18 protein-coding genes are annotated in these 26,744 nt (G+C 43.1%); 2 read left to right on the top strand and 16 right to left on the bottom strand.

Annotated features, from left to right (window positions below):
• Positions 1 to 47: 47 nt before the first annotated feature.
• From rpe to HMPREF9447_RS14555, 6 genes are all read right to left on the bottom strand, one after another.
• Positions 48 to 698 (bottom strand): ribulose-phosphate 3-epimerase, encoded by a 651-nt coding sequence (gene rpe, locus HMPREF9447_RS14580; protein ID WP_009130503.1) that lies wholly within the window; start codon positions 696 to 698, stop codon positions 48 to 50.
• Between the two features lie 447 nt (positions 699 to 1,145).
• Positions 1,146 to 1,781, bottom strand: coding sequence for a DUF4840 domain-containing protein (locus HMPREF9447_RS14575; RefSeq protein ID WP_009130500.1), 636 nt, complete (start codon positions 1,779 to 1,781; stop codon positions 1,146 to 1,148).
• A 138-nt stretch (positions 1,782 to 1,919) separates the two neighbouring features.
• A complete protein-coding gene (locus tag HMPREF9447_RS14570) occupies positions 1,920 to 2,513 on the bottom strand; it encodes an RNA polymerase sigma factor (protein WP_009130499.1) in 594 nt (197 codons plus the stop codon).
• 153 nt (positions 2,514 to 2,666) lie between these two features.
• The gene (gene fmt / locus HMPREF9447_RS14565; protein WP_009130498.1) at positions 2,667 to 3,638 is read right to left on the bottom strand and encodes a methionyl-tRNA formyltransferase; all 972 of its coding nucleotides are present in this window, start codon (positions 3,636 to 3,638) and stop codon (positions 2,667 to 2,669) included.
• A 29-nt stretch (positions 3,639 to 3,667) separates the two neighbouring features.
• A complete protein-coding gene (locus tag HMPREF9447_RS14560; protein WP_009130497.1) occupies positions 3,668 to 5,458 on the bottom strand; it encodes a chloride channel protein in 1,791 nt (596 codons plus the stop codon).
• A gap of 65 nt (positions 5,459 to 5,523) precedes the next feature.
• Positions 5,524 to 6,087: an L-threonylcarbamoyladenylate synthase gene (locus tag HMPREF9447_RS14555; RefSeq protein ID WP_044138246.1), complete on the bottom strand. Its 564-nt coding sequence runs from the start codon at positions 6,085 to 6,087 to the stop codon at positions 5,524 to 5,526.
• An 80-nt stretch (positions 6,088 to 6,167) separates the two neighbouring features.
• On the opposite strand from HMPREF9447_RS14555, the gene HMPREF9447_RS14550 reads away from it, so the two are divergent.
• Together HMPREF9447_RS14550 and HMPREF9447_RS14545 are read left to right on the top strand one after the other, a co-directional pair.
• Positions 6,168 to 6,602 (top strand): acyl-CoA thioesterase, encoded by a 435-nt coding sequence (locus tag HMPREF9447_RS14550; protein ID WP_009130495.1) that lies wholly within the window; start codon positions 6,168 to 6,170, stop codon positions 6,600 to 6,602.
• A 1,055-nt stretch (positions 6,603 to 7,657) separates the two neighbouring features.
• Entirely contained in the window at positions 7,658 to 8,836 is a 1,179-nt protein-coding gene (locus tag HMPREF9447_RS14545) for an AraC family transcriptional regulator (protein ID WP_009130493.1), read from the top strand.
• Between the two features lie 23 nt (positions 8,837 to 8,859).
• Here the strand turns inward: HMPREF9447_RS14545 and HMPREF9447_RS14540 are convergent, their stop codons facing one another.
• The 10 genes from HMPREF9447_RS14540 to HMPREF9447_RS14495 form a co-directional block, all read right to left on the bottom strand.
• Entirely contained in the window at positions 8,860 to 10,305 is a 1,446-nt protein-coding gene (locus HMPREF9447_RS14540) for a PA14 domain-containing protein (RefSeq protein ID WP_009130492.1), read from the bottom strand.
• A gap of 18 nt (positions 10,306 to 10,323) precedes the next feature.
• Positions 10,324 to 12,645 (bottom strand): glycoside hydrolase family 20 protein, encoded by a 2,322-nt coding sequence (locus HMPREF9447_RS14535; RefSeq protein WP_009130491.1) that lies wholly within the window; start codon positions 12,643 to 12,645, stop codon positions 10,324 to 10,326.
• Positions 12,642 to 14,093, bottom strand: coding sequence for a glycoside hydrolase family 125 protein (locus HMPREF9447_RS14530; RefSeq protein ID WP_009130490.1), 1,452 nt, complete (start codon positions 14,091 to 14,093; stop codon positions 12,642 to 12,644). The genes HMPREF9447_RS14535 and HMPREF9447_RS14530 overlap by 4 nt, the downstream gene beginning before the upstream one ends.
• Before the next feature lie 16 nt (positions 14,094 to 14,109).
• Positions 14,110 to 15,714: an MGH1-like glycoside hydrolase domain-containing protein gene (locus HMPREF9447_RS14525; RefSeq protein WP_009130489.1), complete on the bottom strand. Its 1,605-nt coding sequence runs from the start codon at positions 15,712 to 15,714 to the stop codon at positions 14,110 to 14,112.
• Between the two features lie 18 nt (positions 15,715 to 15,732).
• Positions 15,733 to 16,875, bottom strand: a complete 1,143-nt coding sequence (locus tag HMPREF9447_RS14520) for an alkaline phosphatase (RefSeq protein WP_009130488.1) — start codon at positions 16,873 to 16,875, stop codon at positions 15,733 to 15,735.
• A 46-nt stretch (positions 16,876 to 16,921) separates the two neighbouring features.
• On the bottom strand, positions 16,922 to 17,785 hold the full coding sequence (locus HMPREF9447_RS14515) for an endonuclease/exonuclease/phosphatase family protein (protein ID WP_009130487.1): 864 nt from the start codon (positions 17,783 to 17,785) through the stop codon (positions 16,922 to 16,924).
• A 19-nt stretch (positions 17,786 to 17,804) separates the two neighbouring features.
• Positions 17,805 to 20,738, bottom strand: coding sequence for a GH92 family glycosyl hydrolase (locus tag HMPREF9447_RS14510; protein ID WP_009130486.1), 2,934 nt, complete (start codon positions 20,736 to 20,738; stop codon positions 17,805 to 17,807).
• A gap of 157 nt (positions 20,739 to 20,895) precedes the next feature.
• Positions 20,896 to 22,530 carry a RagB/SusD family nutrient uptake outer membrane protein gene (locus HMPREF9447_RS14505; RefSeq protein ID WP_009130485.1) on the bottom strand — a complete coding sequence of 545 codons (1,635 nt, stop codon included), beginning with the start codon at positions 22,528 to 22,530 and terminating at the stop codon, positions 20,896 to 20,898.
• Positions 22,531 to 22,545: 15 nt separating this feature from the next.
• Positions 22,546 to 25,689: a SusC/RagA family TonB-linked outer membrane protein gene (locus HMPREF9447_RS14500; RefSeq protein WP_009130484.1), complete on the bottom strand. Its 3,144-nt coding sequence runs from the start codon at positions 25,687 to 25,689 to the stop codon at positions 22,546 to 22,548.
• A gap of 125 nt (positions 25,690 to 25,814) precedes the next feature.
• Positions 25,815 to 26,645 carry an ROK family protein gene (locus HMPREF9447_RS14495; RefSeq protein ID WP_044138245.1) on the bottom strand — a complete coding sequence of 277 codons (831 nt, stop codon included), beginning with the start codon at positions 26,643 to 26,645 and terminating at the stop codon, positions 25,815 to 25,817.
• Positions 26,646 to 26,744 lie beyond the last annotated feature (99 nt).

Here is a 26,744-nt window from a genome sequence, read left to right as displayed (position 1 = left end):
AAGAAAGGATGTCGTTGCAGGCTGTTGATTATCAACTGAATGAAGAGTTAGAGGTTCTTCAATGAATGTATCATTCCTTCAGGATCGGGAGCTGCAAAAACGGCACTTCCGGCAACCAATGCATCAGCACCGGCAGCTATCAAACGAGCGCCTGTTTCCAGATTGACACCTCCATCCACTTCAATCAACGCTTTTGAACCGGTACTATCTATCAAAGCACGCAACTCACGCACTTTCTCAACCGTATGCTCTATAAACTTCTGACCGCCAAAACCTGGATTTACACTCATTAGCAACACCATATATACATCCTGAATGATATCCTTCAACATCGCCACAGGTGTGGCCGGATTCAGTGTAACGGCGGGCTGCATACCCGCTTCGCGTATCTGCTGCACTACCCGGTGCAGGTGCGGACAAGCTTCGAAATGCACATTCATGGTGTGCGCACCCAATGCTTTCACTTCGTTAATAAATTTCTCGGGTTGCACAATCATCAGATGCACATCCAAAGGTTTCTTTGAAATCTTGGCCACATATTTCAATACAGGAAAACCGAAAGAAATATTAGGGACAAACACACCATCCATAATATCAATGTGGGCCCAGTCGGCTTCACTGCGATTCAACATTTCCAGGTCTTTTGCCAGATAAGCGAAATCTGCGGACAGGATTGAAGGAGCTATGATTGGTTTCATAATACACTACATTTTACAGGTCATATATAGTTATAACATACAAATGTAGACAAAAGATTTCATTCATCCTAATATAATTCCTTGTAAGCCCTGCGGAAGTTGAGGTTCCACCCGATAGTTGCGGGCAAAGCTACGGAGAAAAGCAAGGGTTTTCTCGGAAGGTTGCGGATGCCCCCCGGTTACAGACCTAACGGAGTTACGCGATTTTAGAGATGAAGAAGGTAAAGAAGGAGTAGTTTTTTTATTCATAGGCTTATTAAATTGAGTATTAAAAATTAAAGTTACAAGCTGTCTATTATGGGCAGAAGTTCCTTCATATGGTATGAACGGGAAAGAAAGAGAAATAGTATACAAGAAGTTATAAAAAAACATGAGATATGTAAACAGAGTAGCCCAGGATAATGCAAAAACACTACGCCTGGGCTGTCCTGTGTTAATTGAAATGATTTATTTCATTTTGGCTAAATTAAACGAGAAAGTAGTAGTAGGAAGTTCGAGAGGTTCACCATTCACTTTCACTCCACTCACCTGAAGTTTGAGAGCTAATTTGTCACCTGCATAGGCAAAAGTGCCCGCCTCTGGTGCTACAACTGTTACTTCCACTTTCAAATCCGGAGTTTCTTCTCCTTCTTCTCCCTCAGCAGTTTCTTCTGTTGGGAAGTTGATTTCAAGAACCAGAGGTTCGGGAGTGAATGTCAGGCTGATGGCTGTTTTTTCATCATTAAAAGCAGGTGTATACTTCATCTTATAACTGACATCGCCCACAGCTTCAATAATTCCCGGAGCAGCTTCTTCACCCACAATGGCGGTTATCAGATCCGCTACCGGAAATTTTTCAAAAACTACCTCATCTTGAGTTAATTTTACGGCTACGTCCGTTCCTTCCGGTGTTTCTTCACCTTCTGTTGCAGCCGGAGTTGAAAGTAAGATTTGCATTTTACCGGTATAGTCACCTACTACGTCAGTCAATGCGGGAGAGTTTGGTTTAGGTTCATCATCGTCATCACAAGAAACAAATGTGGTTACCAGGCCAAGGGCCATTACAAGAAACATGAAACGCTTTAGATAGTGTACTTTTTCCATGACATAAAAATTTTAGTCTAGTTTGATAAATAAATTAATAATTCACATAATTAAGGTTGTACGTACGTTAGGTTAAATGCAGTGTATTCCGTAAATACTGCATCACAAAAAGGAAAAAGCTTGTTAAAGGATGTATTTTTAGTCTACAGTCAGCGCTATTCCATGCTTCTCCGCCATCCGGCGCAAGTTCAATATAGCATAACGCATCCGCCCCAAAGAAGTATTGATGCTGACTCCCGTCATCTCTGCTATCTCCTTGAAACTGAGGTCCTGATAAAAGCGCATATGCACCACTTCACGTTGTTCGTCCGGCAGGTGTTTCATCAGGCGGCGCACATCTGCAAGAATCTGATGATTCACAATTTCAGATTCAACCGTTCCTTCGGAAAGATGAATATTATTCAGTAAATTCCGTTCTTCTTCATCACAAGATACCAGATTTTCCTGTTTTTCCTGACGGAAACAGTCAATAATGAGATTATGTGCAATACGCGTCAACCAGGCAGGGAATTTGCCGTTTTCATTGTAACGCCCCTGCTGAATGGTGACGATAGCCTTCGTGAAAGTTTCTTGGAAGATGTCTTCTGCCAGTTCTTCATTGCGTACAGTATAATAGATGTACGTATAAAGACGGTCTTTGTAACGGTTCAACAGGATATCGAATGCTTCGTTATTACCTTGTGCATAAAGGGCCACTAACATTTCGTCAGCAGCATTTGCTTGTACTTTCATTACGTGTGTTTTTTAGTTTTTCAGCGTAATGTATTCCGATAGGCATTCAATGTTTTAGGAGTTAATAATATGCAAAGAAAGGAAATTTTTTGGAAAGGAACAAGAAGATAAATGATAATTTAGCGGCTACGCCGCTAAATTAAGTGCCAAATCTCACTCCATCCGGAACTTTTCCGTCAGTCGGAAACCACGTAAAAGTTCATCTGTTTTCAGTCGCTTCTTACCCGGAAGTTGCAAAGCATGGACTCCGATAAATCCATCCGCCGCAGCTATCTGAATATAAGTCTTGCCATCCGTCAGCAAAGTGCCGGGAGCTAACTGGTGGGATTTGATAATCTTTTCCGTTTCAAAGATCTTCATGACTACCGCCTCACCGTCAGGCTGCACTAACTCCGACCAGGCAGCAGGATAAGGAGACAGCCCACGGATAAAGTCATAAATACGCTTCACCGGCTGGTTCCAGTCTATGCGGCAAGTATCTTTAAAAATCTTCGGTGCAGGACGTAACTCACCTACAACAGCCATTTCTTCCTGTGGAACAGGCTTCACAGCATCGTTCAAGATTGCATCAACAGTTTCAGTCACCAGCTTTCCACCGAGCATCATCAGTTTATCATGCACTATGCCCACATTATCCGTATCAGCAATGGGAACACGCACTTGCTGGATAACTTCACCCGTATCAATTTCATGACGTAGAAAAAAAGTCGTGATACCCGTTTCTGTATCTCCATTGATTACCGCCCAGTTGATGGGGGCAGCACCTCTGTATTGAGGCAAAAGGGAAGCATGAAGATTGAATGTCCCCAGACGTGGCATATTCCATACGACCTCAGGTAACATGCGGAAAGCAACCACAATCTGTAAATCAGCTTTCCATTCACCCAAGGCTTGGATGAAAGCCTCATCTTTCAGCTTTTCCGGCTGCAACAAGGGAAGATTATGTTCCAGCGCATATTGCTTTACAGGAGAGTATTGAAGTTTATGCCCTCTACCCGCCGGTTTATCGGGCATAGTGATAACACCTACCACATTATATCCACCCTCTACCAAACAACGCAGGGACTCCACTGCAAAGTCGGGAGTACCCATGTAAACTATTCGCAAATCTTCTTTCTTCATCATAACAAGTAATGTGCTAATATGTTAATATGCTAATCTTCAGAAAAATGTACCAATACCTGACGGTAGGAATTGAATATCTTTGATTTGGAAACAAATCCCAGATAATGCCCTTCTTCATCTACCACAGGAAGATTCCATGCCTGCGTATCATCAAATGTACGCATCACTTGTTCCATGCTATCCGTATCGTACAGACGTGCCGGAATAGCTATCATTAATTTACCCACAGTGAAACGATGATACAATTCTTGACGGAACATTATGTTCCGGATATCATCCAGAATCACAATACCAATCAATATTCCGGCTTTATCCGTCACAGGGAATATATTGCGGCGTGAAGCAGAAATAGCCTTTACCAATTCGCCCAAGTCCATTTCAGGATGAACGACAACAAAATCCTTCTCCACCACATTTTCCACTTTCATTAGCGTCAGCACAGCTTTGTCTTTATGATGTGTCAGTAACTCACCTTTCTTTGCCAAACGCATGGAATAAATACTATGAGGTTCGAAAACTATAATCGTCAGATAAGAACTGGCAGCCACAATCATCAGTGGTAGGAAGAGGTCATAGCCTCCTGTAAGCTCGGCTATCAGAAAGACTCCCGTCAACGGGGCATGCATGACACCACTCATCACACCCGCCATACCCATCAAAGCAAAATTCTTTTCCGGCAGATAATAAGAAAAATCAAACTTATTACTGAAAAAGGCAAAGACGAAACCGGCTATACAACCCAGATACAAAGAAGGTGCAAAGATACCACCGCAACCACCACCGCCATTCGTAGCACTGGATGCAAATACCTTAAACAGGATAATCAGCATCAGATAGAGCAATAGCAAGTTGCCATGTCCATAAAAGAATGAATTGTTCATCACCGTATCCCAATCAGCATTGGAAGTACCATTCAGCAACAGTTCAATAGTATCATAACCTTCACCATAAAGTGGCGGAAAGAGGAAAATTAATATACTCAGCATTATGCCACCCAAAGCCAATTTCTGATACGGGCCTTTCAGTTTGCCAAATACCCCTTCTACAGAATTCATAGCACGGGTAAAGTAGAGCGAAACCAATCCGCAAAAGATTCCCAGCATAATCACATAGGGGATGCGCTCCATCTCGAACGCCTGGTCGAGGTGAAACTTGAACATAGCTTCCGTACCTGTAGTGATATAGGAGACAGTGGCGGCAGTCACTGCAGAAATCAGCAACGGGAGTAAAGAAGTCATGGTCAGGTCTATCATCAGTACTTCCAGCGTAAATACCAATCCGGCAATAGGAGCCTTGAAGATACCGGCAATAGCACCGGCAGCGCCACAACCTACCAAAAGCATCAGCGTGCGGTGCTCCATTTTAAAGACACTTCCCAGATTGGAACCGATAGCCGAACCCGTCAGCACAATAGGTGCCTCCGCTCCTACCGAACCACCGAAACCGATGGTTATGGAACTGGCAATCACGGATGACCACGTGTTATGTCGCTTAATCCGCCCTTGTCTCCGGGAGATTGCATAGAGGATTTTGGTTACTCCATGACTAATGTCATCCTTCACCACATATCGCACAAACAATCCTGCCAGGAAAATACCTACCACGGGATAAACCAAATAGAGGTAGTTGGCTTCTGTTGTATTAAAATTATTCGTCAGGAAATTCTGTATCCAATGTATCAGCATCTTCAGTATCAGGGCAGTGATAGCCGTAAAAATACCTACCAGAAAGCTGAGTATCAGGATAAACTGCTTTTCCTTAATATTCTTCTCGCGCCATAAAAGGAAACGCTGAAACAAACTTCTCTTCTCTTTTTCCATTATACCTATTTATATACCTTCACCCTTGCAAAACGGATAAAGGTAGCTGACTAAAGCAGCATCATTTATTCGCGTATGATTTTAATAACGCCTCCTTTATCCAGTTTGAGAATGCTGGATGGTTTCGGATGTCCTATTTCATCCTGGCGATACCCCACCACATAGTCTACCAAAGACTTAAGTTCTTCTGTAATTTCACTGAAATTTGCTGGCGAAGGTTGTCCGCTGATATTGGCAGATGTAGAAACAATCGCCTTGCGGAATTGTTGGCAAAGACGTTTTGAGAATTCCTCATTCGTCACCCTGATACCCACGCTACCGTCTTCGGCAAGCAAGTTAGGAGCCAGATTGCGTGCACCGGAATAGATGATAGTCAGCGGTTTGTCGGCCACTTCAATCAAATCCCAAGCCACTTCCGGCACATCCTGCACATAGAAGTCCACCTTCACAGCAGAATCGACCAATACCAGCATCGCTTTACTGTCCGAGCGCTGCTTAATCTCATACACGCGCCGCACAGCTTCTTCGTTGGTGGCGTCACAACCAATGCCCCAAATGGTGTCGGTGGGGTACAAAATGACTCCGCCTTCATTCATCACCTGACAGGCTTTTTTAATATCTTCTATCATTTCTTGGTGTATAAATACAGTGATTAACACGCAAAAGTACTATTTTTGCACGGATTAATAGAAAAGTTTAAGAGAAAACAATGGAAGAAATTCAATTTAACCACACCCTGCCCATACAACTACGATTTAATGATGTCGACAAGTTCGGTCATGTGAACAATACGGTCTACTTCTCTTTCTATGATTTGGGAAAAACCGAGTACTTTGCTTCTGTGTGTCCGGACGTTGACTGGGAAAGAGACGGCATTGTCGTTGTGCACATCGAAGCTAACTTCCTTGCACAAATTTACGGTTCGGACCACATTGCCGTTCAGACTGCCGTTACGGAAATCGGAACAAAGAGTTTTCACCTCGCCCAGCGGGTGATTGATACGGAAACTCAGGAAATCAAGTGCGTTTGCACCTCTATCATGGTTGCTTTCAACCTTGAAAAGCATGAATCCAAACCACTGGAAGAGGAGTGGATTAATGCAATCTGTAAATATGAAGGAAGAGATTTGAGAAAGAAGAAATAAAAACAAATTTTCAGTACACAAGTTTTTTAACACATTCCCTCCTATTATTCTGAGTCTCTCCATTTCTCAGATTTACGAATAGGAGGGATATGTGCTTATCAAAATAAAGCGGACGATAAAACCGTCCATTCATCATATCACAATAACAGGTAAATAGCACATTTTAGTTGCAAAATATCGGTTTTTATCAGCTATCAGTAACCAAGGCTTCAAATAAAAAATTACTTTCGGAAGATTGAAACCTTTATTCTTCAGCATCCAACCATCTGTTTGCATGCAACAGATAGTCTATTCGATGCAATTACATGGTCTGTTTGACCAAAACAAACGGTCTCTTTTGACCAAACAAGCAATCTTCCATTTGCTAAGGCTACACCTTTTGCACCATAAAGCTACACCTTAGTAACAAAAGGGTGATACCATCACCTAAAAAGGGTGTAGCCCTTCCGAAAAGCAGGTACTATTTTTCTATTTCGAAGCAAACAAGCCGCATAGCTAAATAATCATTTTTAAAGAAATTCTTCTGATATATATTCAAATAAGAATTAAACAAAACAACTTTTTCTTCCTAAGTTTCCGTTTTGTCCCCATTCTGCATCAGATAGCATTTCTCAAACGGAGAATCCTTGCATTTTTCCGCACCATGTCCTCCCTCTACACGAAAGAAAGAAACGTGAGATGCCAGGATTAACATTTTGTCATTATGTCATTTACTTCACTTCTTTATATAACTCTATTTATTCCCTAACTATTTATTTAACTACGTACCTTCCAGACGAATCAAAAAAAAGACGTGCTGTTTCGTTATTATTATACTGTTTCCATTAGGGGAATAGAAATTAATAAATTATATTTGCCAGACAGAAATTTATTAATTAAAAGGAAACATGACTAAAAAACTTTATTTATGGAGCACAGTCCTATTAGTTGGATCCATCTGCATAAAAACGGATATTTCTTATACGAACAGTGAATTTACGTAGATACTGATTTATCCGCATTAAGCCACATGTTCTTGAATACAAAATAAATTACATTCAATTTTACTATTTTGCATGATTCGCCTGATATTACTGACAGATTTTACTGAATCCTTTGCATATAATTTGCTAAAAGGAGTTCTCGCCTACTCAAAGAGCCATGAGCCATGGGTTGTATGCCGGATGCCACCTTCCTACAAACATACCTATGGCATAGAGGGAGTATTGAAATGGGCAAAAGCCTGGCAAGCAGATGCAATTATCGGGCAATTCGACAATGAAGATAATGTAGAGCTTTTCCGCAAAAACGGAATTATTGCAGTGGCACAAGACTATAAATCGAGGTTTACCAACATTCCCAATATTACCGGTGATTATCATAAAACCGGCAGAATGGCAGCAGAGTTTTTTCTGAACAAAGGTTTCCAGAACTTTGCTTTCTACGGCTATCGTAATACCGTCTGGTCACAGGAACGCTGTGACGGCTTTTATGAGTGTATAGCTGCGCAAGGTTTCGGTAACAATTTTTCTTCTTATCAAGAGCAATCCCTTGATGATTTATGGTTTTATGAAGCTTCCCCTTTGCTCACCTGGCTAAAGTCGCTACCTCAGCCCACGGCACTCATGGCTTGTGATGACAATCAAGGGAATCGCATTACCGAAATCTGTAAAGTCAACAATATCAAAGTGCCTGATAAAATAGCCATATTGGGTGTTGATAATGATGAAATTATATGCAACCTTTCTGATCCTCCTCTATCCAGCATTAGTCACAACATCGTGAGAGGTGGTTTTGAAGCTGCTGAACTCATAGAACATTTACTGAACGACGAAGAGGCCAGTTACTACGACGTAGTCCTCCAACCCGTCAACATAGTAAACCGCCTTTCAACTGATTTCTACTCCACCGCCGACGCGTACATACATACCGCTCTGAAATACATCCATCAGAATCTGGCTTCAAACATCACTGTATCAGACATTGTTAAACAAGTCCCTTTGTCACGCCGTTTGCTGGAAATTCGTTTTAAGCAGGTCACCCAACAATCTATTCACAAATATATTTTCAACCTTAGGATGGAGCGCTTTGCCCAGTTACTATTGGCTAGCGACGCCCCCATCGTAGAAGTAGCGGAACAGGTTGGAATAAGCAATCTGAAAAACCTGTCCCGCCAATTCAAAGCATTAAAAAAAGTTTCTCCAAACGAATACAGAAAAGAGCATCACATGATGACTGACTGCAATTACCGATAACAAAATTATATATACAATACCTATTAATCAGGAATAAACAACATATCGTCAGGCAAGGTCGTTTCCAGAATATTCCGTCCGGAATATCCCACTTCTAATTCCTGACCCATATAATCTTCAAAATATAACAAATGTAGCTCATGGAAGCCTTTCTCAAGAGCTACTTTCCCTTCGGCACGGCGGCCACTGTGCCCGCCGTCATTATTAACCACCAATTTGCCGTCTATGTAAAGCACAGAACCATCATCAGAGAAGGTATAAAAGCGATAAACACCCTTCTCGGGAATATTTACCAATGTACGAAAATCATAAGCAAAGTGGTCTGTAACAGCAGCTTCTCCAATTGAAAAGTTCTTCATCACCCCTTCCTTCACCTTACCACAAGATGTGATATCAGCAACACGCTTACATTTCCCTTCATAATAGATATACGCCACACCATGCTTATCAGGAGACACATTCTTAGCCGGTTGATAAGCCATGGTCTGCTCCTCTTCCGAATTTAGTCCCGAAGGATAATAATAGACAGCTTCCCGTCCCGAAGAAGTAGATATCCATGTATCAAACTTATATTTACCTTCATATAGTTCAATAATACGAGCACCTCTGGTCAATACTCCATACGCATCTGTACCGGTCACTCGTCCATAGCCAAGAGCTATCCCTTTATCTATTCCAATAAAATCATTATCATGATCATGTCCTACAAATACTCCCATTACATCCTTCATATCAATAAATGAAGCAAACATGCCGGAATTGATATTCGATGAAGCAACTCCGCCCTCTTTGTCATTGCCAAAGGTTTTTCCATCGCCGGCAAGTTCGTTATATTCAATCAGCGGAATGTGGAAGAAAGCCAATGCAGGCACAGGATTGCCACCATTACCGGCTGCGAAAGATGCACTCTGCTTGCGATACCATTCAATCTGATTGAAGTGAATCCAATCATAAGCGCCATAAAGTTTATTCGGCTGATAATCATTAGAATCCATACAATAGAGTGATGCCGCTACTTTATCTTTCTCTTTTGAGGCGTAAACAGGAATGACACAATTGCCATATCCAACATCCTTCGGTCCTTTTGCTCCTACGTAATAGGGAGATTTTAAGAGGAAATCGTAAATATCACCTCGTGTCATGTACTCTGCATCGTGATTGCCCATAGTCACAACAAAAGGAGTTTTAGTTTCATTAAAGATGCCGACCACCGCTTTCCAGCCGTCAATAGCAGGGTCAGCAGTCACCACATCTCCGCTCAACACAGCGAGATCGGGACGTTCGGCTTTCAGGACGGCACGAATAGTAGCGGCTGTTTCAGCGCACTTCGGAGATTTGGGTGTCCAGTGCAAGTCCGTAAACTGGGCTATAACAAACTTTCCGTCTCTGAAAGCGAACCGGCTTTGAGCCGACAGCAAAGCAGGAAGTATACATACCCACAAAAATAAAAGAATAAGTTTCTTCTTCATAATACATATGTTTTAAGGTCAATAAAACTCTATTTCATCAATAGCCAGGCGGCTCTGTTGTCCTGCATGATAGTAACCTTCGGGACATAAGCCTCCGTTTAGTAACTCCAGGCAGATATACCTTGCAGTAACCTCCGGGAAGGAGTATGACACTGGGAAGCGAGTGGCTTCAGTGGGTGTAAAATCGTAAGAATACTCTTTGCTACCCACAGAAGTAAATGTTTTACTATCTGTAGAAACAGAGACTGATAGTTTGCTCGCAGGCCAGAGGGTGTCAAACGGCCGCCACAGAAAAGCAAAAGCCACCCTATTTACAGGGACCGCCTTCCCAAGATCAACCGTAATCCGCACCGTATCCCCACGGAAAATCACCCAACGGCGCAAATCACGGGTATAACCAGGGATACCATCCGTCAACCCAATGCCTTCATTCACTTTCTCCGCAACCGGAGGCGGTACACATTCATATGGATTTCCAGTAGCCTTGTTCATAGCAAACCCTTTATGCGTAATTCTGCCCAACGGTTTTCCATCCCTGTAAACAGCCGCATAAACAGTAGCATCTTCGGATAAACTCACAGGCGCTTTATATAAATTAGAAGAAGAAGACACCACAGAATCATTAATTGTATAATAAATCTCAGTATCAGGACAGAATGTTTTCAGGGTTACTTCATAAACATGACGAGAATCATTCCATGCCCCAGTCAGATTTACCTCATAGAAGTTACGGCAAGCGTTTACTCCACAATAGTCCAATCGCTTAAACTCTCCATCCAACCTCCGAACAAATGAGCTGAGGTTCTTATTCTCCGGCTGTGTCCATTGCACCTCGGACATTGCCAACAGGCGGGGAAAAGCCATATATTCAAAGTATTCAGGAGTCTGGATATATTCTCCCCAAACATTCGCTTGTGTTCCAATAATGTAAGCCTGTTCTTCAGGTGTCAGTTCAACAGGAAGCGGGTTGTAAGTATAAACACTGTCTAACGGAAGAAAACCACCGATAGCCAACGGAGCAAATTCCGGACTTTCCTGATAATGGTCAATGTAGCATTTGTCACCGGGTGTCATAATAACCTTATGCTTCTGGCGGGCAGCTTCGATACCCCCTTCTTCTCCACGCCATGACATCACCGTGGCATTGGGGGCAAGTCCTCCTTCCAATATCTCATCCCAGCCAATAATATCGCGTCCCTTACTGTTCACAAATTGCTCTATCCGATGTATGAACCAACTCTGCAACGATTCCTCATCCTTCAGGCCTTCCCGCTTCATCAAAGCCTGACAATGGTCGCATTTCTTCCACGCTTTCTTTGGACATTCATCTCCACCGATGTGGATATAATGACTGGGAAAAAGGTCAATAACTTCCGTCAATACACCTTCCAAAAAGTCGAACGTACCTTCTTTAGGACAATAGACTTCATCAAAGACATCAAAATAATCACGCACAACATAAGTCTTTCCCAATCCACAGGAAAGTTCCGGATAAGAAGCCAATGCAGCCGAAGCATGTCCCGGCATCTCAATTTCGGGGATTACGGTGATAAAACGGTCGGACGCATATTTCACAATCTCCCTGATTTCATCCTGCGTATAATATCCCTCCTTCTCTTTTCCATCGAAACGCCGCGGATAATAGTAGTCGCAATGTCCTACCTGGGTTTGTTTGCGATGAGAACCTATTTCAGTAAGTTTCGGATATTTTTTTATCTCTATTCTCCAGCCCTGGTCATCCGTCAGGTGGAAATGAAACTTATTCAGTTTATACATAGCCATCAGATCGAGGAACTTCAAGACTTCTTCTTTGGGAAGAAAGTTACGCCCCACATCCATCATGGCTCCACGATAGGGAAAACGAGGAGCATCCGTAATATTGACCGCAGGAATCTCTATGTTGCTTTCATACTTTTGCTGAGTATCATAGATTTCTGAGGGCATGAGCTGCAATAAAGACTGAACGCCATAGAACAGTCCGGCTGCACTTGCATTAGAACTGATTTTTATATTGTGAGAAGATACCTCCAACGTATAAGCCTCATCAGGTAAAGTATCGTTTATTAGGAAACTAATATCAGCCTGTTCAGTTAAAGAAACACGCTTTAGTGTAACCGAAGTATTCTTCAAGGCATTCTCAAAGTACTGAAAAACTTTCATAGAAAGTTCTTCTGAAGATACAGCCACAGTCTTTTCACCCTGTAAAATATACTTTCCCTGTTCCGGAACTATTCCGTTAGGCATAGGTATAATGCCGTAGTCTTTCATACCATCATTGTGCCCTTCTCCACAGGATAGAAGAGTAAACGATGCGGCAAGTATCCAATAAGCTATTTTCATAACGTTTGAGATAATAAGTTAGGGTATTCACGTATTGCTTTAAGGATAAGTTCGCCGAACAATGTATTTGCCCATGCAAACCAGGAACGAGTAAAGTCCGCTGCATTCTCCGAATTGAAGGACTCATGCATGAAGCCTGTTTCTCCGTCCGTATCACGCAATTGCTTCAGACAAGCACGTATTTCCCCGGGATTGTCTGTTGTAAAGGCTTTCATGATAATGCTCATCGGCCAAATATAATTCAACCCGACATGAGGGCCTCCCACCCCTTCCCCGGCTTTTCCTTTGAAGAAATAGGGATTGTTGTCACTCCATATCATTTTACGGGTATTCTGGTAAATGGCATCTTTAGAAGAACAATAACCCAGATAAGGAGCAGACAAGAGACTAGGTACATTGGCATCGTCCATACAAAGTGCATTGCCGAAGCCATCCACCTCAAAGGCATAAATCCGCCCGCAGGTAGGATGGTTGAATGTTCCGTATTTACGAATAGCAGCATCCACTTCGTCTGCCAATACCGTACATTCTCCGGCAAAGGCCTCATTCTTATACACTTTATGCTCTATCTCCGCCAACTGCCGCAATGACACAACTGCAAACATATTGGAAGGTATCAGGAAACCGTATTGAGTAGCATCGTCCGAAGGACGGAAAGACGAGACTATCAAACCGACAGGCTTGACCGGTGCTCCCCATCCATTATTAATCTGCGAGTCAGTCGGACGATCACAGTCACGCGTAAAACTATACGGACCCAGGTTCTCCTTACGCTGTTGCTCCCTAAAGGTGCGAACCACCAACGTCATAGCCTCGTGCCAGTCTGCACCGAACACTAAAGTATCGCCCGTCTGTTGCCAATAATGATAGGCCAAACGGATAGGATAACACAAAGAATCTACTTCCCACTTACGTTCATGCAGTTCCTTCACCATGTGCTGTGTGTGGTCAGTCTCCCAATAACTGCCCAATGGTCCGTCATTGAAAGCATTGGCATAAGGATCTATCAAGATACACTTTGCCTGTCTGTTGATAAGTCCTGCTACCAGAAGTTGCAGTTCATTATCTTCTTTCGTCAGCGGCAGATATGGCCATACCTGTGCAGAAGAGTCACGCAGCCACATTGCATCGATGTCACCCGTAATGACAAAAGTATCCGGACGCCCTTCCTTCATCTTATGCCGGATGGTGGTATCGAGTGTATTAGGAAAACAGTTCTCAAACATCCAACGGAGTTTCTCATCTTTTATCTTTTTCTTTCCCTCTGCAATGGCTGCCTCCACCGCCTTGGAAGTAAAGCACCTCTTATCCTCAGAAGGACGTAATGAAATATACTTCTGCTCCAACTCTCCGAATGAAGAGAACACAGAAGACGGCCGGATTGCCATCGCAGCTAAGGCAAGTCCTCCCGCCTTCAGGAATTGGCGTCGCGACATCTTGTTTTTCATGATGGACATTCTTTTATTAATAGGTATGTTTACCGGGTGTGACACTAATCTTCTTTTCTTTTTCACCATAGAGTACGAGCAGTTCAAAGCCTACATTAGTATCTACAGTGATACGGGGTTCATCACTTGCAGAACGGCGTGCTTCAGCTTTCAGACTGATTACTCCCTCCGGCCCGAAAGGATAACGCTCTATTCCGTTAACCTCTGTCAGATTCATATCCCAGACAATCTGCTGTTCAGTATAATCTCCTCGGATACCTATGATAAATTCTATCAGTTCGGCAATAGGCGGAAGGCCCGCCCAGCCCACAAACTCTTTTCTTGCCATAAAGCCGGGGTCCGCACTTTCGGGAGCATAATATTCCCAGAAGGTACCGGTTTTCTTATATACTTCCAGCACCTCGGCATAGTGGTTCAGAGAAATCTCCCGTGCCAGTTTGCGATAGCCCTTCTTTATAAGTCCCTGCATTACCATGTAGTTGGTTCCCGGCCATATTCCACCTTGCCAATAACGTCCGTTTTCCTTATACTTGGGATTATCGGCAGACAAGGAAGGCACCCGATATTTTCGTTTGAATGTCTCCGGATTATCCAGTTCCTTCACCAGACGATCAAGTTGTTTGGTATCCAGAACATCAGAATACAAAGCCCAGTAAGCACCTATTCCTTTCGTTGTGCAAAGTGTTCCATCAGCATACTGATCGTACAGGAAACCCGTTTTTTCATCCCAAAGATTGTCATGAATATACTTTCCCAACATTTTGGCTTCGTCTTCAAACTCTTCTATTTCCTGCCAACGTTCCAGATAGAATCCCATCTCAAGCAGCAGGTTGGCGGTAAACAGTTGTTGAAGATTGGTATCCAGCCAAATCATGTGTCCGTGACTGTAAATGGGATTGTAGCCTGACGGCACACGGGGCATGTTGTCCATGCCCGTTCCCCAGCCGCTCGACCAGTATGTGCCATTCCGCCACGTACGGTTCAGTTTCAGCCATTTGTAATAGCCGCAAAGCACCGGGAATATCTTATGCAAGCGTTCTGTATCTCCGAACTGGTGATAATACACCATTTCGCACCAGGGAATCAGGTTAGGTCCCGTACTGACGGGATCATAACGCTCAAAACAATCAGCCCCGTCAGCCTTTATTTCACGGCAAATGAAACCGTCGGGGTGCTGCTTGGCATAGAAATTATCCAATGTACGCTGAAAAGGGAAAAAACGTGTACCGTAGCGGGCAAACATAAGGATGAACGAAGAATCCCACATAAAGATATTACCGTTATAGGCTGTATCCAAATAGCTTGAAACAAAGCCGGAACCCGGTTGTGGTGCACGGATATTACCGATAGCTATTTCCCATGCCCTCCAATACATTTCAAGTTCCTTTTCATGCCCGCCCCAAATGGGATTGGGAAGAATCTGCCGGGCTTCTTCAAAGCTCTTCGGTTCAATCGTCTCGGGTTTAGCCACACGATACTCATTCTCGGTGACCAAGGGTTCTTTTACATACGTATTTTTATAGGGCAAATGATATTTCTCATCATTACCACAGCTCTGGGCTTTCAGCGAAGTAAGTGCCGGAAGAGCGAGCAAGCATACAAATAAAATGTGTTTCAGCATGGGAAATAGTTATTTAGTTTATAGACCGAGCAATTTCTTTATCTTATCGCAAACAGCAGTATTCTCATAAATACCGGTAAACTCTTCTGCCCCGGGGCCGAATGCATATACCGGTACCATCACCCCACTGTGTCCTCCCGTAGAGAATTTACATACGATTTTACCTTCCTGCAAGTCGCCATCCACCAGTGTAAGCCCCCCGGTTTCATGGTCGGCGGTAACCACTACCAATGTCTCCCCGTCCTCGGCAGCCCATTTATAAATAGCACCGATGGTACGGTCAAAGTCATGTGTTTCCTGCATCAGCAGATCAAGGTCGTTGAAGTGTCCGTAATCATCCAACTGTGAACCTTCAATCATCATAAAGAAGCCATTCTTGTTTTGGTTCAGCAACTCGATACCTTTCAATGAAGCGCGTGCAAGGAGATCACCGCGTTCGGCAGGAAGCGGGGTATCTTCCGGATAAGGCACTGCAAATACTTTACCACTCTTTATGGTTGCCAAGTCATCCCAGCTACGGGGAGTTTGGAAACCTTTATCACGTAATTCTTTAAATAGGTCACGTCCGTCTTCACGGTTTTCAAAAAGTTTAGCGCCACCACCGAATACATAGTCTGCATTGCAATTTACATAATCCGTTACAATCTCAGCCTCAGCATCCCGGTCACTATTGTGGCAGCAGAAATCAGCAGGAGTGGCATCCCAAAGGCGGCAGGTCACTGCTATTCCGGTCGATTTACCTTTGGCAGCAGCAAAATCGACCAACGACTTCAACGGACGGCCTTCCGTATCTACGCCTACGGCATGATAATTAGTCTTGTGTCCGGTAGCCAAAGCCGTGCCACCTGCACCGGAATCGGTAATCAGTTTATTGGCACAGTAAGTCTTAGATAAACCTACAGTTTGGCAATTATCCAGAAATAACTTACCACGGTTAGCCGTCCATGCCGAATATACATGCATAAGGCTCATGCCATCGCCAATCATCAGTATGACATTCTTTATCTTTTTCCCTTGAGGCGGGGTTATTTTTGTTACTGCATACGGATTCTCCAATACATACGTTTGTTCCTTGTCCCGGCGACTTTGCGCCAATACACTGACAGGTAATAATGCAATTGCCAAAACTACGAATACGCAGTTTCTCAAAATCTTCTTCATTGCTATTAATTTATTGTTATCAACTATTTCCATCTATAAAGACCTCTCATTCCACCGTCACAAGAACAGGTGCATGGTCTGACAGGAAAGCAGCATTTTCTGTTTCCGCCAGAACACCATATCTCAACACTTTGAGTCCATTGCGCACAAATACATAGTCAATCAACGGACGATGCTCATAGGGAATCTTTCCGAAATCATGGTAACTCCACGAAGGACCATAAACAATAGGAGATGCCGTACGCGCATCCGTCAGATGTTCCGGATCAGTAGGATCAGTTACGTGCTTGATTACATCCGATTCCGGTTCCGAGTTGAAATCTCCGGTAACAATCACCGGTAGCCCATCACTCAACTGATTCACTTTATTCAGCATAAGGCTTATCCCTTCGCGACGAGCCATAACGCCTACATGATCCAGATGGGTATTCAATGCAAAGACTTCTTTACCGGAAACCTTATCTTTCAGTTTTGCCCACGAAGCTATACGTTCACAAGCTCCGTCCCACCCTTTGGAGCCAGCCACCTCAGGTGTTTCACTCAGCCAGAAGTATCCGGAATCTATCAGCGTAAAACGATCTTTCTTATACCAGAGGGCACTGTATTCACCTTTCTCTTTTCCGTCTTCACGACCCACTCCAATCACATCATACTCCGGCAAACGCAATTTCAAGTCCTCCAACTGATTGTGCAACACCTCCTGTGTTCCCAATATATCTACATTATAAAAGCGAATAGCATTTGCAGCACGGTCTTTCCTGAATTTCCAGTTATCCAGACTATCTTCCGGATTATCATAACGGATATTGAAAGACATTACATTGATAGGTTCCGGAACGGAAACCTCTTGTTTCACTTGCCCGCATGATGCAGCAAGGAAGGGTAAAAACAACAAAAATATTCTTTTCATGATATTTATGTATTAATGATTATTTCACAAACAATACAGAAGCCGGTACAGGTGCCAACTCCTTTGCAGAAGGAAGTTTCCAGGCCCAACTCAGATGTTCACCTTCATAGTCCTCAAAATAATAAAGTATATAGGGATGAACTCCTTTCTTCAAGGCAATAAATCCCGTAGCAGGAATAGCAGCATGAGAGCCATCATTGTTCACTACCAATTCATGGTCGATATATAAAACACTACCATCGTCCGAGCGCGTCTGGAAGGTATAAACCCCATCTTCGGGAACGTTTATCAGACCTGAAAATATATAACCGAAATGGTCTTCTTGCCTGGCTCCTTTGATGGAGGGTTCCGGCATGATGCCCGATTCCACCAACGGAGTCTTTTCCATATCCGCCACTTTCTGGTAAGTGCCCTCAAAATATTTATAAGATGTACCATTCTGAACAGGATGCACCGGAAGCGATGCTTTCAGTTCTGCTTTAGTTGCCCAAATGGATAAGGTGCTACTCGGTCGGAAACCTCCTTTGAATCCTTTTGCCTTTATCTGCGTGGTCTTATCCAGTTCGAAGGTTTTTTCATAAAGCGGGGACAGTTCTGTAGGTTCACTTCCATCCAGCGTATATCTGATTTCTGCATCATGCGTCGCTGTAGCCAGAGCAATGGTTACCGTACCCATAAACAAGTTCAAATCTTTGTCAACGTAAGGAATGGAAACTACATTCTCCTTCGTATAAGAATAAGGAGAAGCTTCCTCTGAAATACCTCTTGTCTTGTCCGGTTTATCAGATAAAGTAAAGCGTAATTCACCGCCTCCCATTAACTGAGAGTAAGTGATGAAATTAGTATCTATCGGTTCTCCGTTCAGCTCAACTTTGCTTATATATACATTCTTCTTCGGATTGTTGGCAAGAATGGTCAGTGTCTTCCCATTGGCCAACTTCACGACTGCTTTCTCAAACAAAGGACTGGTCAATGCAAATTCATTGCTTCCGGGACATACAGAATAGATTCCCAGACTTGATAATATATACCATGCAGACATCTGCCCACAATCCTCGTTTCCAATAATACCCTCTGGAGTAGGGTGATACATTTCATGAAGCAAACGGCGCGTCATCTCCTGTGTTTTCCAGGGTTGTCCCACATAATCATACAGATAAGCGATGTGGTGGCTCGGTTCGTTACCATGTACATATTGCCCTATCAGGCCGGTAATATCAACGAGATCACCATCCACTTTCGATTCTACCGTAAAGATAGAGTCGAGCGCAACAGTAAATTCTTTCTTTCCACCAAACAGTTGCGCCATTCCGTTCACATCGTGAGGCACAAAGAAGCGGTACTGCCAGGCAGAGGCTTCCGTGTAGGCGCGTCCTACCTCAGAAGGATTGAAAGGAGTTTCCCAATTACCGTCCATACGTTTACCACGGAAGAACCTTGTGGAACCATCAAACACATTGATATAGTTCTGGGAGCGTTCGATGTATTTTTGATATACCTCTTCTTTTCCCATCGCCTGCGCCATACGTGCAATGCACCAATCATCGTAAGCAAACTCCAATAAGCAGGAGATAGATTCTTTTTTGATATTCGAAGGAATAAAGCCATACCGGATATAATAGTCTGCTCCTTTTTTATTCTTTTCAGATGAAACAACCATAGCTTCCAATGCTTTTTCCGCATCGAATCCCCTGATTCCTTTCAAATAGGCATCAGCTATGACAGAAACCGAATGATATCCAATCATAGTTCCTGTTTCTCCGGCGGAAAGCGGCCAGATAGGGAGTTCGCCTGAAGCATCATAAATATTCAGGTAGGAATTAACCATATTGTTTACCAATGTAGTGTCAATCAGCGTCATCAAGGGATTCCATGCACGGAAAGTATCCCAAAGGGAGAAGGTGGAATACTGCTTTTCACCCTTTGACAACTGACCTATCTGCATGTCGTGCCGACGATACTCGCCATTAACATCACTCACAATATTGGGTACAACCATAGAATGGTACATTGCCGTATAAAAGTCCGCCAAATCGTCAGCATTCCCCCCTTCAACTGTGATGACGGATAATTCCTGTTCCCAAGCAGCCCGGGCAGCAGCATGCACTGCATCAAAATTGAAGTCTTTCACTTCAGACTCCAGATTCATACGTGCATTTTCCTCACTTACCAGTGATAATCCCACTTTGGCTATAACAGGTTCCCCGTCACTACTATCGAAGGCAAGAATAGCCTGCAAGTCGGTGCCAAACAATCTTGTTCCGGCAGGCATTATCTTCTTATCCTTTACAAAATCTACAGACGTGAAAGGTTTAGAGAATTGGGCTACAAAATAGACATATTGATTGTCCGTCCATCCCCTGGTTCTTCGCATACCTGCAATTTCATTGGCAGACGTTTGTCCTATGGCAGCTTCGTAAATATATTCATTGTCAAGCAAGTGAGCCAAATCTATGATGACAGACGCCTCTTTGCCGGAAGGATATGTATAGCGATGCATACCGACATGTGTGGTTGCAGTCAGTTCTGCTTTTATACCTTCTTCTTTCAAAACCACAGAATAATATCCCGCCGATGCCTTTTCCTCTTTATGAGAGAAAGCAGCAGGCTGGTAGATACACTCCTCCGCAGCCAGATCTGCCTTTTGAGTTGTGGGGCGGAACAAAATATCCCCCAAATCAATACATCCGGTTCCACTCAGATGCGTATGTGAAAAGCCATTCAGGGTTGTATCGTCATAGTGATACCCTGAACAAGCATCCCAATTCCCGGAACGGGTATCAGGACTCAGTTGCACAGCACCGAAAGGAACTGTTGCTCCCGGATAGGTGTGGCCATGAAAGCCGGTACCAATAAAGGGATTTACATAGTCAACGGGGGATTGCTCACCGGAACTACAAGACCAGCAAACAAGGCATGCAATAACTGCATATGTCAAATTTCTTAATTTCATCGGGCTATATTAAAAATATGATTCCGTTAATAATCTTTGCTCCGGAAAGCAAGAAGAAGAAAATTCTGCAAGGATCGATACGGGAAAATACCAACCCTTGCAGATCAGACCAATGGCAATGAGGTCTATTCTATAAATTTATTCTTCAGAATGAAGATTAATTATAGCCAGCATTTTGCTTCAACTTACCATTCGATTTGGTAATCTGTTCCGATGGATAAGGGAATACCAGCATATGATCCGCATACGTACCCTTTTTCAAATAATCAGCATAAGGTTCAATCGTAAATTCCGATTCCGGATTAGAGCGATCGGTATACTTACGAATGCGTGGATGTGCATTCAGTTCCTGAGCAGCCAGATTTTTAATCTCAGCATTTGAGGAACGATGCCAACGCTTCAAGTCAAACAAGTGATCGGTATATTCAAAAGCCAACTCGCAACGACGTTCGTGATACAAATCCGCCATAGTAACCGTACCGGTTAATTCTTCCAGATTAGAGCGTTTGCGAATACGGTTCAAATCTTCTTTTGCTTTGTCAGCCTGATTGGTCATCAGATAGGCTTCAGCACGGAATAGCAGCATTTCTGCAAAACGAATCAACGGGAAGTTCACACGACCTGTCGGCCAGTTGCCGTTTGTATTTACATATCCCTGAGTGTCAGCATCCTTATGTTTGAACGGATCCATATACTTGTTAATTTGGAAACCTACATCCAAATTCGTATCAGAATAGAACTTACGTTTTTCGCCAAAGAACTGGAATTCCTGATTGTATTCCAGAATAGAGCGTACCAGGCGGTCATTACCTGCACCGTCTTTTCTCATTTCTTCATAAATATCATAAGATGGCTTTATTTGTCCCCAGCCATTATACACACCCCAGCCTTTATCTTCCAAGATAACACCGATAAACTCGACACCACCACCTGTAGAACCACCATTACCGGGAATAGACCAGATATATTCTTTATTCCAGAAATCCTTAAAATCAGAAGAGAATACTTCGTCAAAAGTAGGAGCCAGCTCACGTCCATAATCACTTTCCAAGGAATTGACCATAGAAATCACATTGTTCCATTGCGTTTCATCCCACATAGCCCAGTAAGCATATACTTTAGCTTTATAAGCCACGGCAGCCGCTTTGTGCGGACGTCCTTTGTCTTCATCCGTATATTCTTCAAACTTAGGCAAATATGAGATGGCTTTATCCATATCTTCTATAATATACTTATAGTTATCTATTACAGATGCCTGCTGCGGAGGAATAGAGTTATCATAATCACCTTCAAAATCTTCATAGCGCACAAAAGGAACTCCCAGGTCTTTTGTACCATAGCGATAGGCAATCCAGAAATGAGCCATACCACGCATAAAGTAGGCTTCACCCAAGCTCCGGTGTTCTACCACAGTAAGTGTAGTCACTTTCTCTTTGGCAAGCAACTGCTTGATAATCCAATTGGAGCGAGCCATATTTTGGTAAAACAAATCGTATCCTCCGAGTATAGGGCTTTCATCGCCGTTATAATTCAAAGTAGCCAAGCTATTGAAACCGCGTGTTTTTGCCCATACAATATCACAAGCAGCACCTTGTTCCCAGAATAACTCACGACCAAAACCTTTTTCCTGATGAATGGGCGCATAAAGTCCGTCAATAGCATCAATCGCCTGTCCATCATTCACAAAATAAGTTGTAGTGGTAGGCTTGCCTTCAGGCTGCACATCTAAAAAATCTCCGCAAGAGCAGAAGACCAATGCTGATAAAGCTAATATTGGTATATATTTTTTCATAATCCTCAATTATTATTAATAAGTTAATTTCACACCAAAAGAGAATACTCTGGACACAGGATACTTCAGTGCATCCCATCCACCACACTCAGGGTCCATACCTGAATAATTAGTAATCGTAAAGAGATTTTCACCGCTGAAGTAAACAGACATACGGCTACTGCGTTCACTTAAATGAGACCACTTTTGAAGTACGTCTGTCAAATCATAAGAGATTGTCAAATTCTTGAGGCGCAAATATGAAGCATCTTCCAGATACCAATCGGAAGCGGTTGTGAAGTTAGAATTCGGATCATTAGCGGAGAGTCTGGGGATGTTCGAAGAGGTATTGGTAGGACTCCATGCATTCAAAATTTCTTTTGAACGGTTGAAGTTACCATCTGCATCACTTAAAAGCATATTTTTACCTGCATAGAACACCTGAGCACTTCCTACTCCCTGGAACATAGCACTAACAGATAACTTCTTATAGGTAGCACCCAGTGTGAAAGCATATGTCGTCTTTGGTGTAGAATTACCGCAATACTGACGGTCCTTATCGTCAATCTTACCATCATTGTTGTAGTCAATAAACTTCAAGTCACCGGCAACAGCATTCGGCTGAATACGTTTTCCATCTTTCACATATGCAGCAGCTTCCTCATCACTTTGGAAAATACCGTCTGTCCTAATCAAATAGTAAGACCCTAACGGTTTACCTTCAGCAGTCTGGCGAGTATAAGGAATATTACGGAATTTAGAATCACTGTCAGTCCATACACCAGGGCTACCGTCAGCATTCTTCACACCTATGTCAGAAACCCAGTTTTTCAAATAGGAGAAGTTACCGGATATGAAATAAGAGAAATTCTTATTGATATGATCGTTCCAACTGGCTGTCATCTCAAAACCACGGTTACGCACTTCACCTTGGTTAATCAGCATCGGATCCAATCCGATAGAACTCGGCCAGTCCATGGTCTGCTTCTGAATCAAGTTAAAGGTACGCTTGTCGAAGTAGTCGAATGACAGAGACAAACGGTTCTTGAACATTTCAACATCCAAACCTAAGTCATACTGCTCAGAAGTTTCCCATGTCAGGTCTTTGTTCATTGCAGTAGAATTATATACGAAATTGTTCCAAGTCGTATTATTAACCACACCATATTGAGCTTGTTCCTGCCAGTATGATGTTCCCAGCAAAAGTGATTTGTAGTTATAGCTGATAGAACCGAGATTACCTACACGCCCCCAGGAAGCACGCAACTTCAACAAACTTAGCAGATTGCTCTTCTTAAAGAATTTTTCGTTAGAAATCTTCCATGCCACAGTAGCTGCCGGGAAATCTCCAAAATTATTATCCTTCGGCAAGCGTCCGGCATAATCACGACGCCAGGATGCCGTCACAAAATAGCGGTCATCGTAAGAATAGGCAAGACGAGCCACCAATGAAACATTAGCATCAGGACCTGTCATATAATCGGTGGCCGAAGTAGAGCCCGCATAAGCCAAATACTGTAAGTACGGGGTTTCATCTGCAAAATTCTTGCCGTTTACTTCCAAACCGCGTACATTGTAATGATCGGCTGTAGTAGAAAACAAGGCACCGACTGTATGCTTCCCAAAACTATTATCATAAGTCAAAGTATTCTCTGTTTTCCAGGCATCAGAACGATAATTAGTCACATCCAGACTATTTGAGTTATTAGGCTTACCCGGTTCATCCTGAATGGGACGGAAGTTCTTATAATTGTTACTCTTCAGATTGTACGTAAAGCGACTGGTAAATTTCAGACCGGGCACTACATTGGCTATTTGCAGACTGGTAGTGCTCCATACATCACTGGTTCTGTTGAAACGGTTTTCCGCCTCCAGCAAACGTACCGGGTTAACGGCATCACCATGAGCACCGGCAAAGTTACTTCCATACTTCGCTATGTAAGCCGGATCTTCGGTAGTAGTACCTCCCCATGTGCCATCCAGCGGATTATAGACTGTGGCACTGGCAGGCATATAGATGGCCGAAAGAACAGGACCTGTATAAGCATCATTCGTGTCCTTTGAGCGACTTTCCGTATTTTTCCATACAAAATCTTCGCTAATGCTCACCCATTTGTTCAATTCGAACTTGCCATTGTAACGGATGGAGTAATTCTTATTATAAGTATTAATCAATACTCCCTCATCGTTATCATAAGAGAAAGACAAACGGCTGGAATAATTGTCGGTACCTACATTCAACGCAATGTTGTGACGCTGATAGAAAGCTGTACGGAAAATCTCGTCCATCCAGTTGGTACGAGTAGTAGCAATCCACGGATTCTTTTCTACATTCCAACCATCAGGAAGGGATATACCGGCATTAGCATAAGAGATTTTACGCATTTCCAGTTCTCCTTCCGCATTCAGCGGTTCCGGTAAATTTGTTGCCTGACGAATGCCATAAGTACCTTCATAGCTAAGTGTAGGCGCACCTGCTTTAGCCTTCTTGGTAGTAACCAAAATAACACCACCTGCACCCGACTGTGCACCATAAATTGCAGCCGAAGCAGCATCTTTCAGGACTACAATAGATTCGATGTCACTCATGGATGCAATGGGAGCACCCGGAACACCATCCACTACCCAAAGTACATTATCACCATTCTGCGAACCTTGTCCGCGAATCACAATAGAGGGAGTGGAAGTAGGGTCACCGCCGTCGGCCTGCACTGTGACACCAGCCAACTGACCTTGCAACATACTTTCTGTAGAGCTGACCGGACGAGCTGTCAGTTCATCCGTGTTACTCAGCACACCTACAGCAGCCGACAAGTCTTGCTTGCGGGCATTTGCACCATATCCCAGTACCACCACCTCCTCCAAAAGTTCCGTATCTTCTTTTAGAATAACCATCATAGGTTTTCCCGTAACCGGAATTTCCTGAGTGGTATAGCCAATGAAACTGATAACCAATATATCCCCTTTAGTCCCCGACAACGAGAATTCACCATTAGGATTCGTTATAACTCCCGTAGAAGTTCCTTTTATCAAAACATTGGCACCAATCACAGGCTCACCCGTTTGGTCTTTCACTGTTCCCGTCACCGAAATCTGTTGTGCGTAAGCACCCACCGACAAGAACAGACCTAACAATAGGGTTAGAATCGTTCGATAGATTCTAAGATTTACTTGTTCCATGCATTAAGAAATTAAAGTTAATAATATAGATAATTTTACGTCTGCCTCAAAGGTTGAAAGGCAGAATTACAGCTGTATCATATTTTACAATCAAACCTTTTTTTACTAAAATCAAGTATCCGGTTTTACTCCTCAAGCAAGGCTGAGGCCCCCAGCAAGCTAGCATCTTTCAGATGTGATGCTATCACCTTTACTTTCTTTGATATAACATCATAAGGAAATTCATGCATCGTATTCTTCATGGATTCTTCGAAGAATGGAAAAGCCGACACAATGCCTCCTCCCAGAATAATAGTCTGAGGAGCATATGTAAAAAGAATTACTTTCATAAGGTTACCTAAATGAATGCCAAATTCTTCCCAGATATCCAGTGCTGCCAGTTCTCCCGACTTCGCCTTTCCGGCTATTGCCGCACCGGTAGTATGATGTTGTTCTTTGAAGAAAAAACTGCTACAATAGTGTTCAAAGTCAGAATCCAGATAAGGCAATGAACCTATTTCACCAGCTCCCATATACTCGCCACTATACAAACGATGATTGACAATGATACCCGCGCCTATCCCCGTTCCAATGGTCACCCCCACCATATTAGCATAAGGTTGTCCTGCACCGAACAGCTTTTCACCAAGCGTAAAACAATTGGAATCATTATTAATGGCAACCGGTACTTTAAACTTATCTTCCAGAATCTTCTTCAGGTATATTTCTTTCCAGGAAGATATGTTAGCCACATTATAGACTATGCCTTTTTCCGGGTCAACAATCGAAGGAACGCCTATGCCGATGCCTTCTATCCGCTCGTTCATCATACCCTCGATAAGTTGAGAAAGTTGTCCAAGTACTGTAGAGGAATCCGCTTGTGCAAGGCAGGACACTGATGTCTTATGCAGGCATTTGCCGTCTTCTATTTGCGCTATCCGGATGTTAGTTCCCCCGAGATCAATTGCTAGGTTCATCGTATATAGTTTTAAGGTTTTAATATCTGCAAATGTACGGAGCTCGATTTCTTTTCTTATCCTCAAATGCGCATTTAAGTCTTCATTTTGCGTAAACAT

Source organism: Bacteroides oleiciplenus YIT 12058 (assembly GCF_000315485.1).
GTDB classification, from domain to species: domain Bacteria; phylum Bacteroidota; class Bacteroidia; order Bacteroidales; family Bacteroidaceae; genus Bacteroides; species Bacteroides oleiciplenus.
This window is presented reverse-complemented; position numbering and strand designations above follow the sequence as displayed.

What these genes read in the sequence shown, in the direction of transcription:
- HMPREF9447_RS14575 (WP_009130500.1), bottom strand. Translation starts at nt 1,781, where the DNA reads ATGGAAAAAGTACACTATCTAAAGCGTTTCATGTTTCTTGTAATGGCC.
- HMPREF9447_RS14550 (WP_009130495.1), top strand. Translation starts at nt 6,168, where the DNA reads ATGGAAGAAATTCAATTTAACCACACCCTGCCCATACAACTACGATTT.
- HMPREF9447_RS14505 (WP_009130485.1), bottom strand. Translation starts at nt 22,530, where the DNA reads ATGAAAAAATATATACCAATATTAGCTTTATCAGCATTGGTCTTCTGC.
- HMPREF9447_RS14520 (WP_009130488.1), bottom strand. Translation starts at nt 16,875, where the DNA reads ATGAAGAAGATTTTGAGAAACTGCGTATTCGTAGTTTTGGCAATTGCA.
- HMPREF9447_RS14530 (WP_009130490.1), bottom strand. Translation starts at nt 14,093, where the DNA reads ATGAAAAACAAGATGTCGCGACGCCAATTCCTGAAGGCGGGAGGACTT.
- fmt (WP_009130498.1), bottom strand. Translation starts at nt 3,638, where the DNA reads ATGATGAAGAAAGAAGATTTGCGAATAGTTTACATGGGTACTCCCGAC.
- HMPREF9447_RS14555 (WP_044138246.1), bottom strand. Translation starts at nt 6,087, where the DNA reads ATGATAGAAGATATTAAAAAAGCCTGTCAGGTGATGAATGAAGGCGGA.
- HMPREF9447_RS14545 (WP_009130493.1), top strand. Translation starts at nt 7,658, where the DNA reads ATGATTCGCCTGATATTACTGACAGATTTTACTGAATCCTTTGCATAT.
- HMPREF9447_RS14525 (WP_009130489.1), bottom strand. Translation starts at nt 15,714, where the DNA reads ATGCTGAAACACATTTTATTTGTATGCTTGCTCGCTCTTCCGGCACTT.
- HMPREF9447_RS14510 (WP_009130486.1), bottom strand. Translation starts at nt 20,738, where the DNA reads ATGAAATTAAGAAATTTGACATATGCAGTTATTGCATGCCTTGTTTGC.
- HMPREF9447_RS14560 (WP_009130497.1), bottom strand. Translation starts at nt 5,458, where the DNA reads ATGGAAAAAGAGAAGAGAAGTTTGTTTCAGCGTTTCCTTTTATGGCGC.
- rpe (WP_009130503.1), bottom strand. Translation starts at nt 698, where the DNA reads ATGAAACCAATCATAGCTCCTTCAATCCTGTCCGCAGATTTCGCTTAT.
- HMPREF9447_RS14570 (WP_009130499.1), bottom strand. Translation starts at nt 2,513, where the DNA reads ATGAAAGTACAAGCAAATGCTGCTGACGAAATGTTAGTGGCCCTTTAT.
- HMPREF9447_RS14495 (WP_044138245.1), bottom strand. Translation starts at nt 26,645, where the DNA reads ATGAACCTAGCAATTGATCTCGGGGGAACTAACATCCGGATAGCGCAA.
- HMPREF9447_RS14535 (WP_009130491.1), bottom strand. Translation starts at nt 12,645, where the DNA reads ATGAAAATAGCTTATTGGATACTTGCCGCATCGTTTACTCTTCTATCC.
- HMPREF9447_RS14540 (WP_009130492.1), bottom strand. Translation starts at nt 10,305, where the DNA reads ATGAAGAAGAAACTTATTCTTTTATTTTTGTGGGTATGTATACTTCCT.
- HMPREF9447_RS14500 (WP_009130484.1), bottom strand. Translation starts at nt 25,689, where the DNA reads ATGGAACAAGTAAATCTTAGAATCTATCGAACGATTCTAACCCTATTG.
- HMPREF9447_RS14515 (WP_009130487.1), bottom strand. Translation starts at nt 17,785, where the DNA reads ATGAAAAGAATATTTTTGTTGTTTTTACCCTTCCTTGCTGCATCATGC.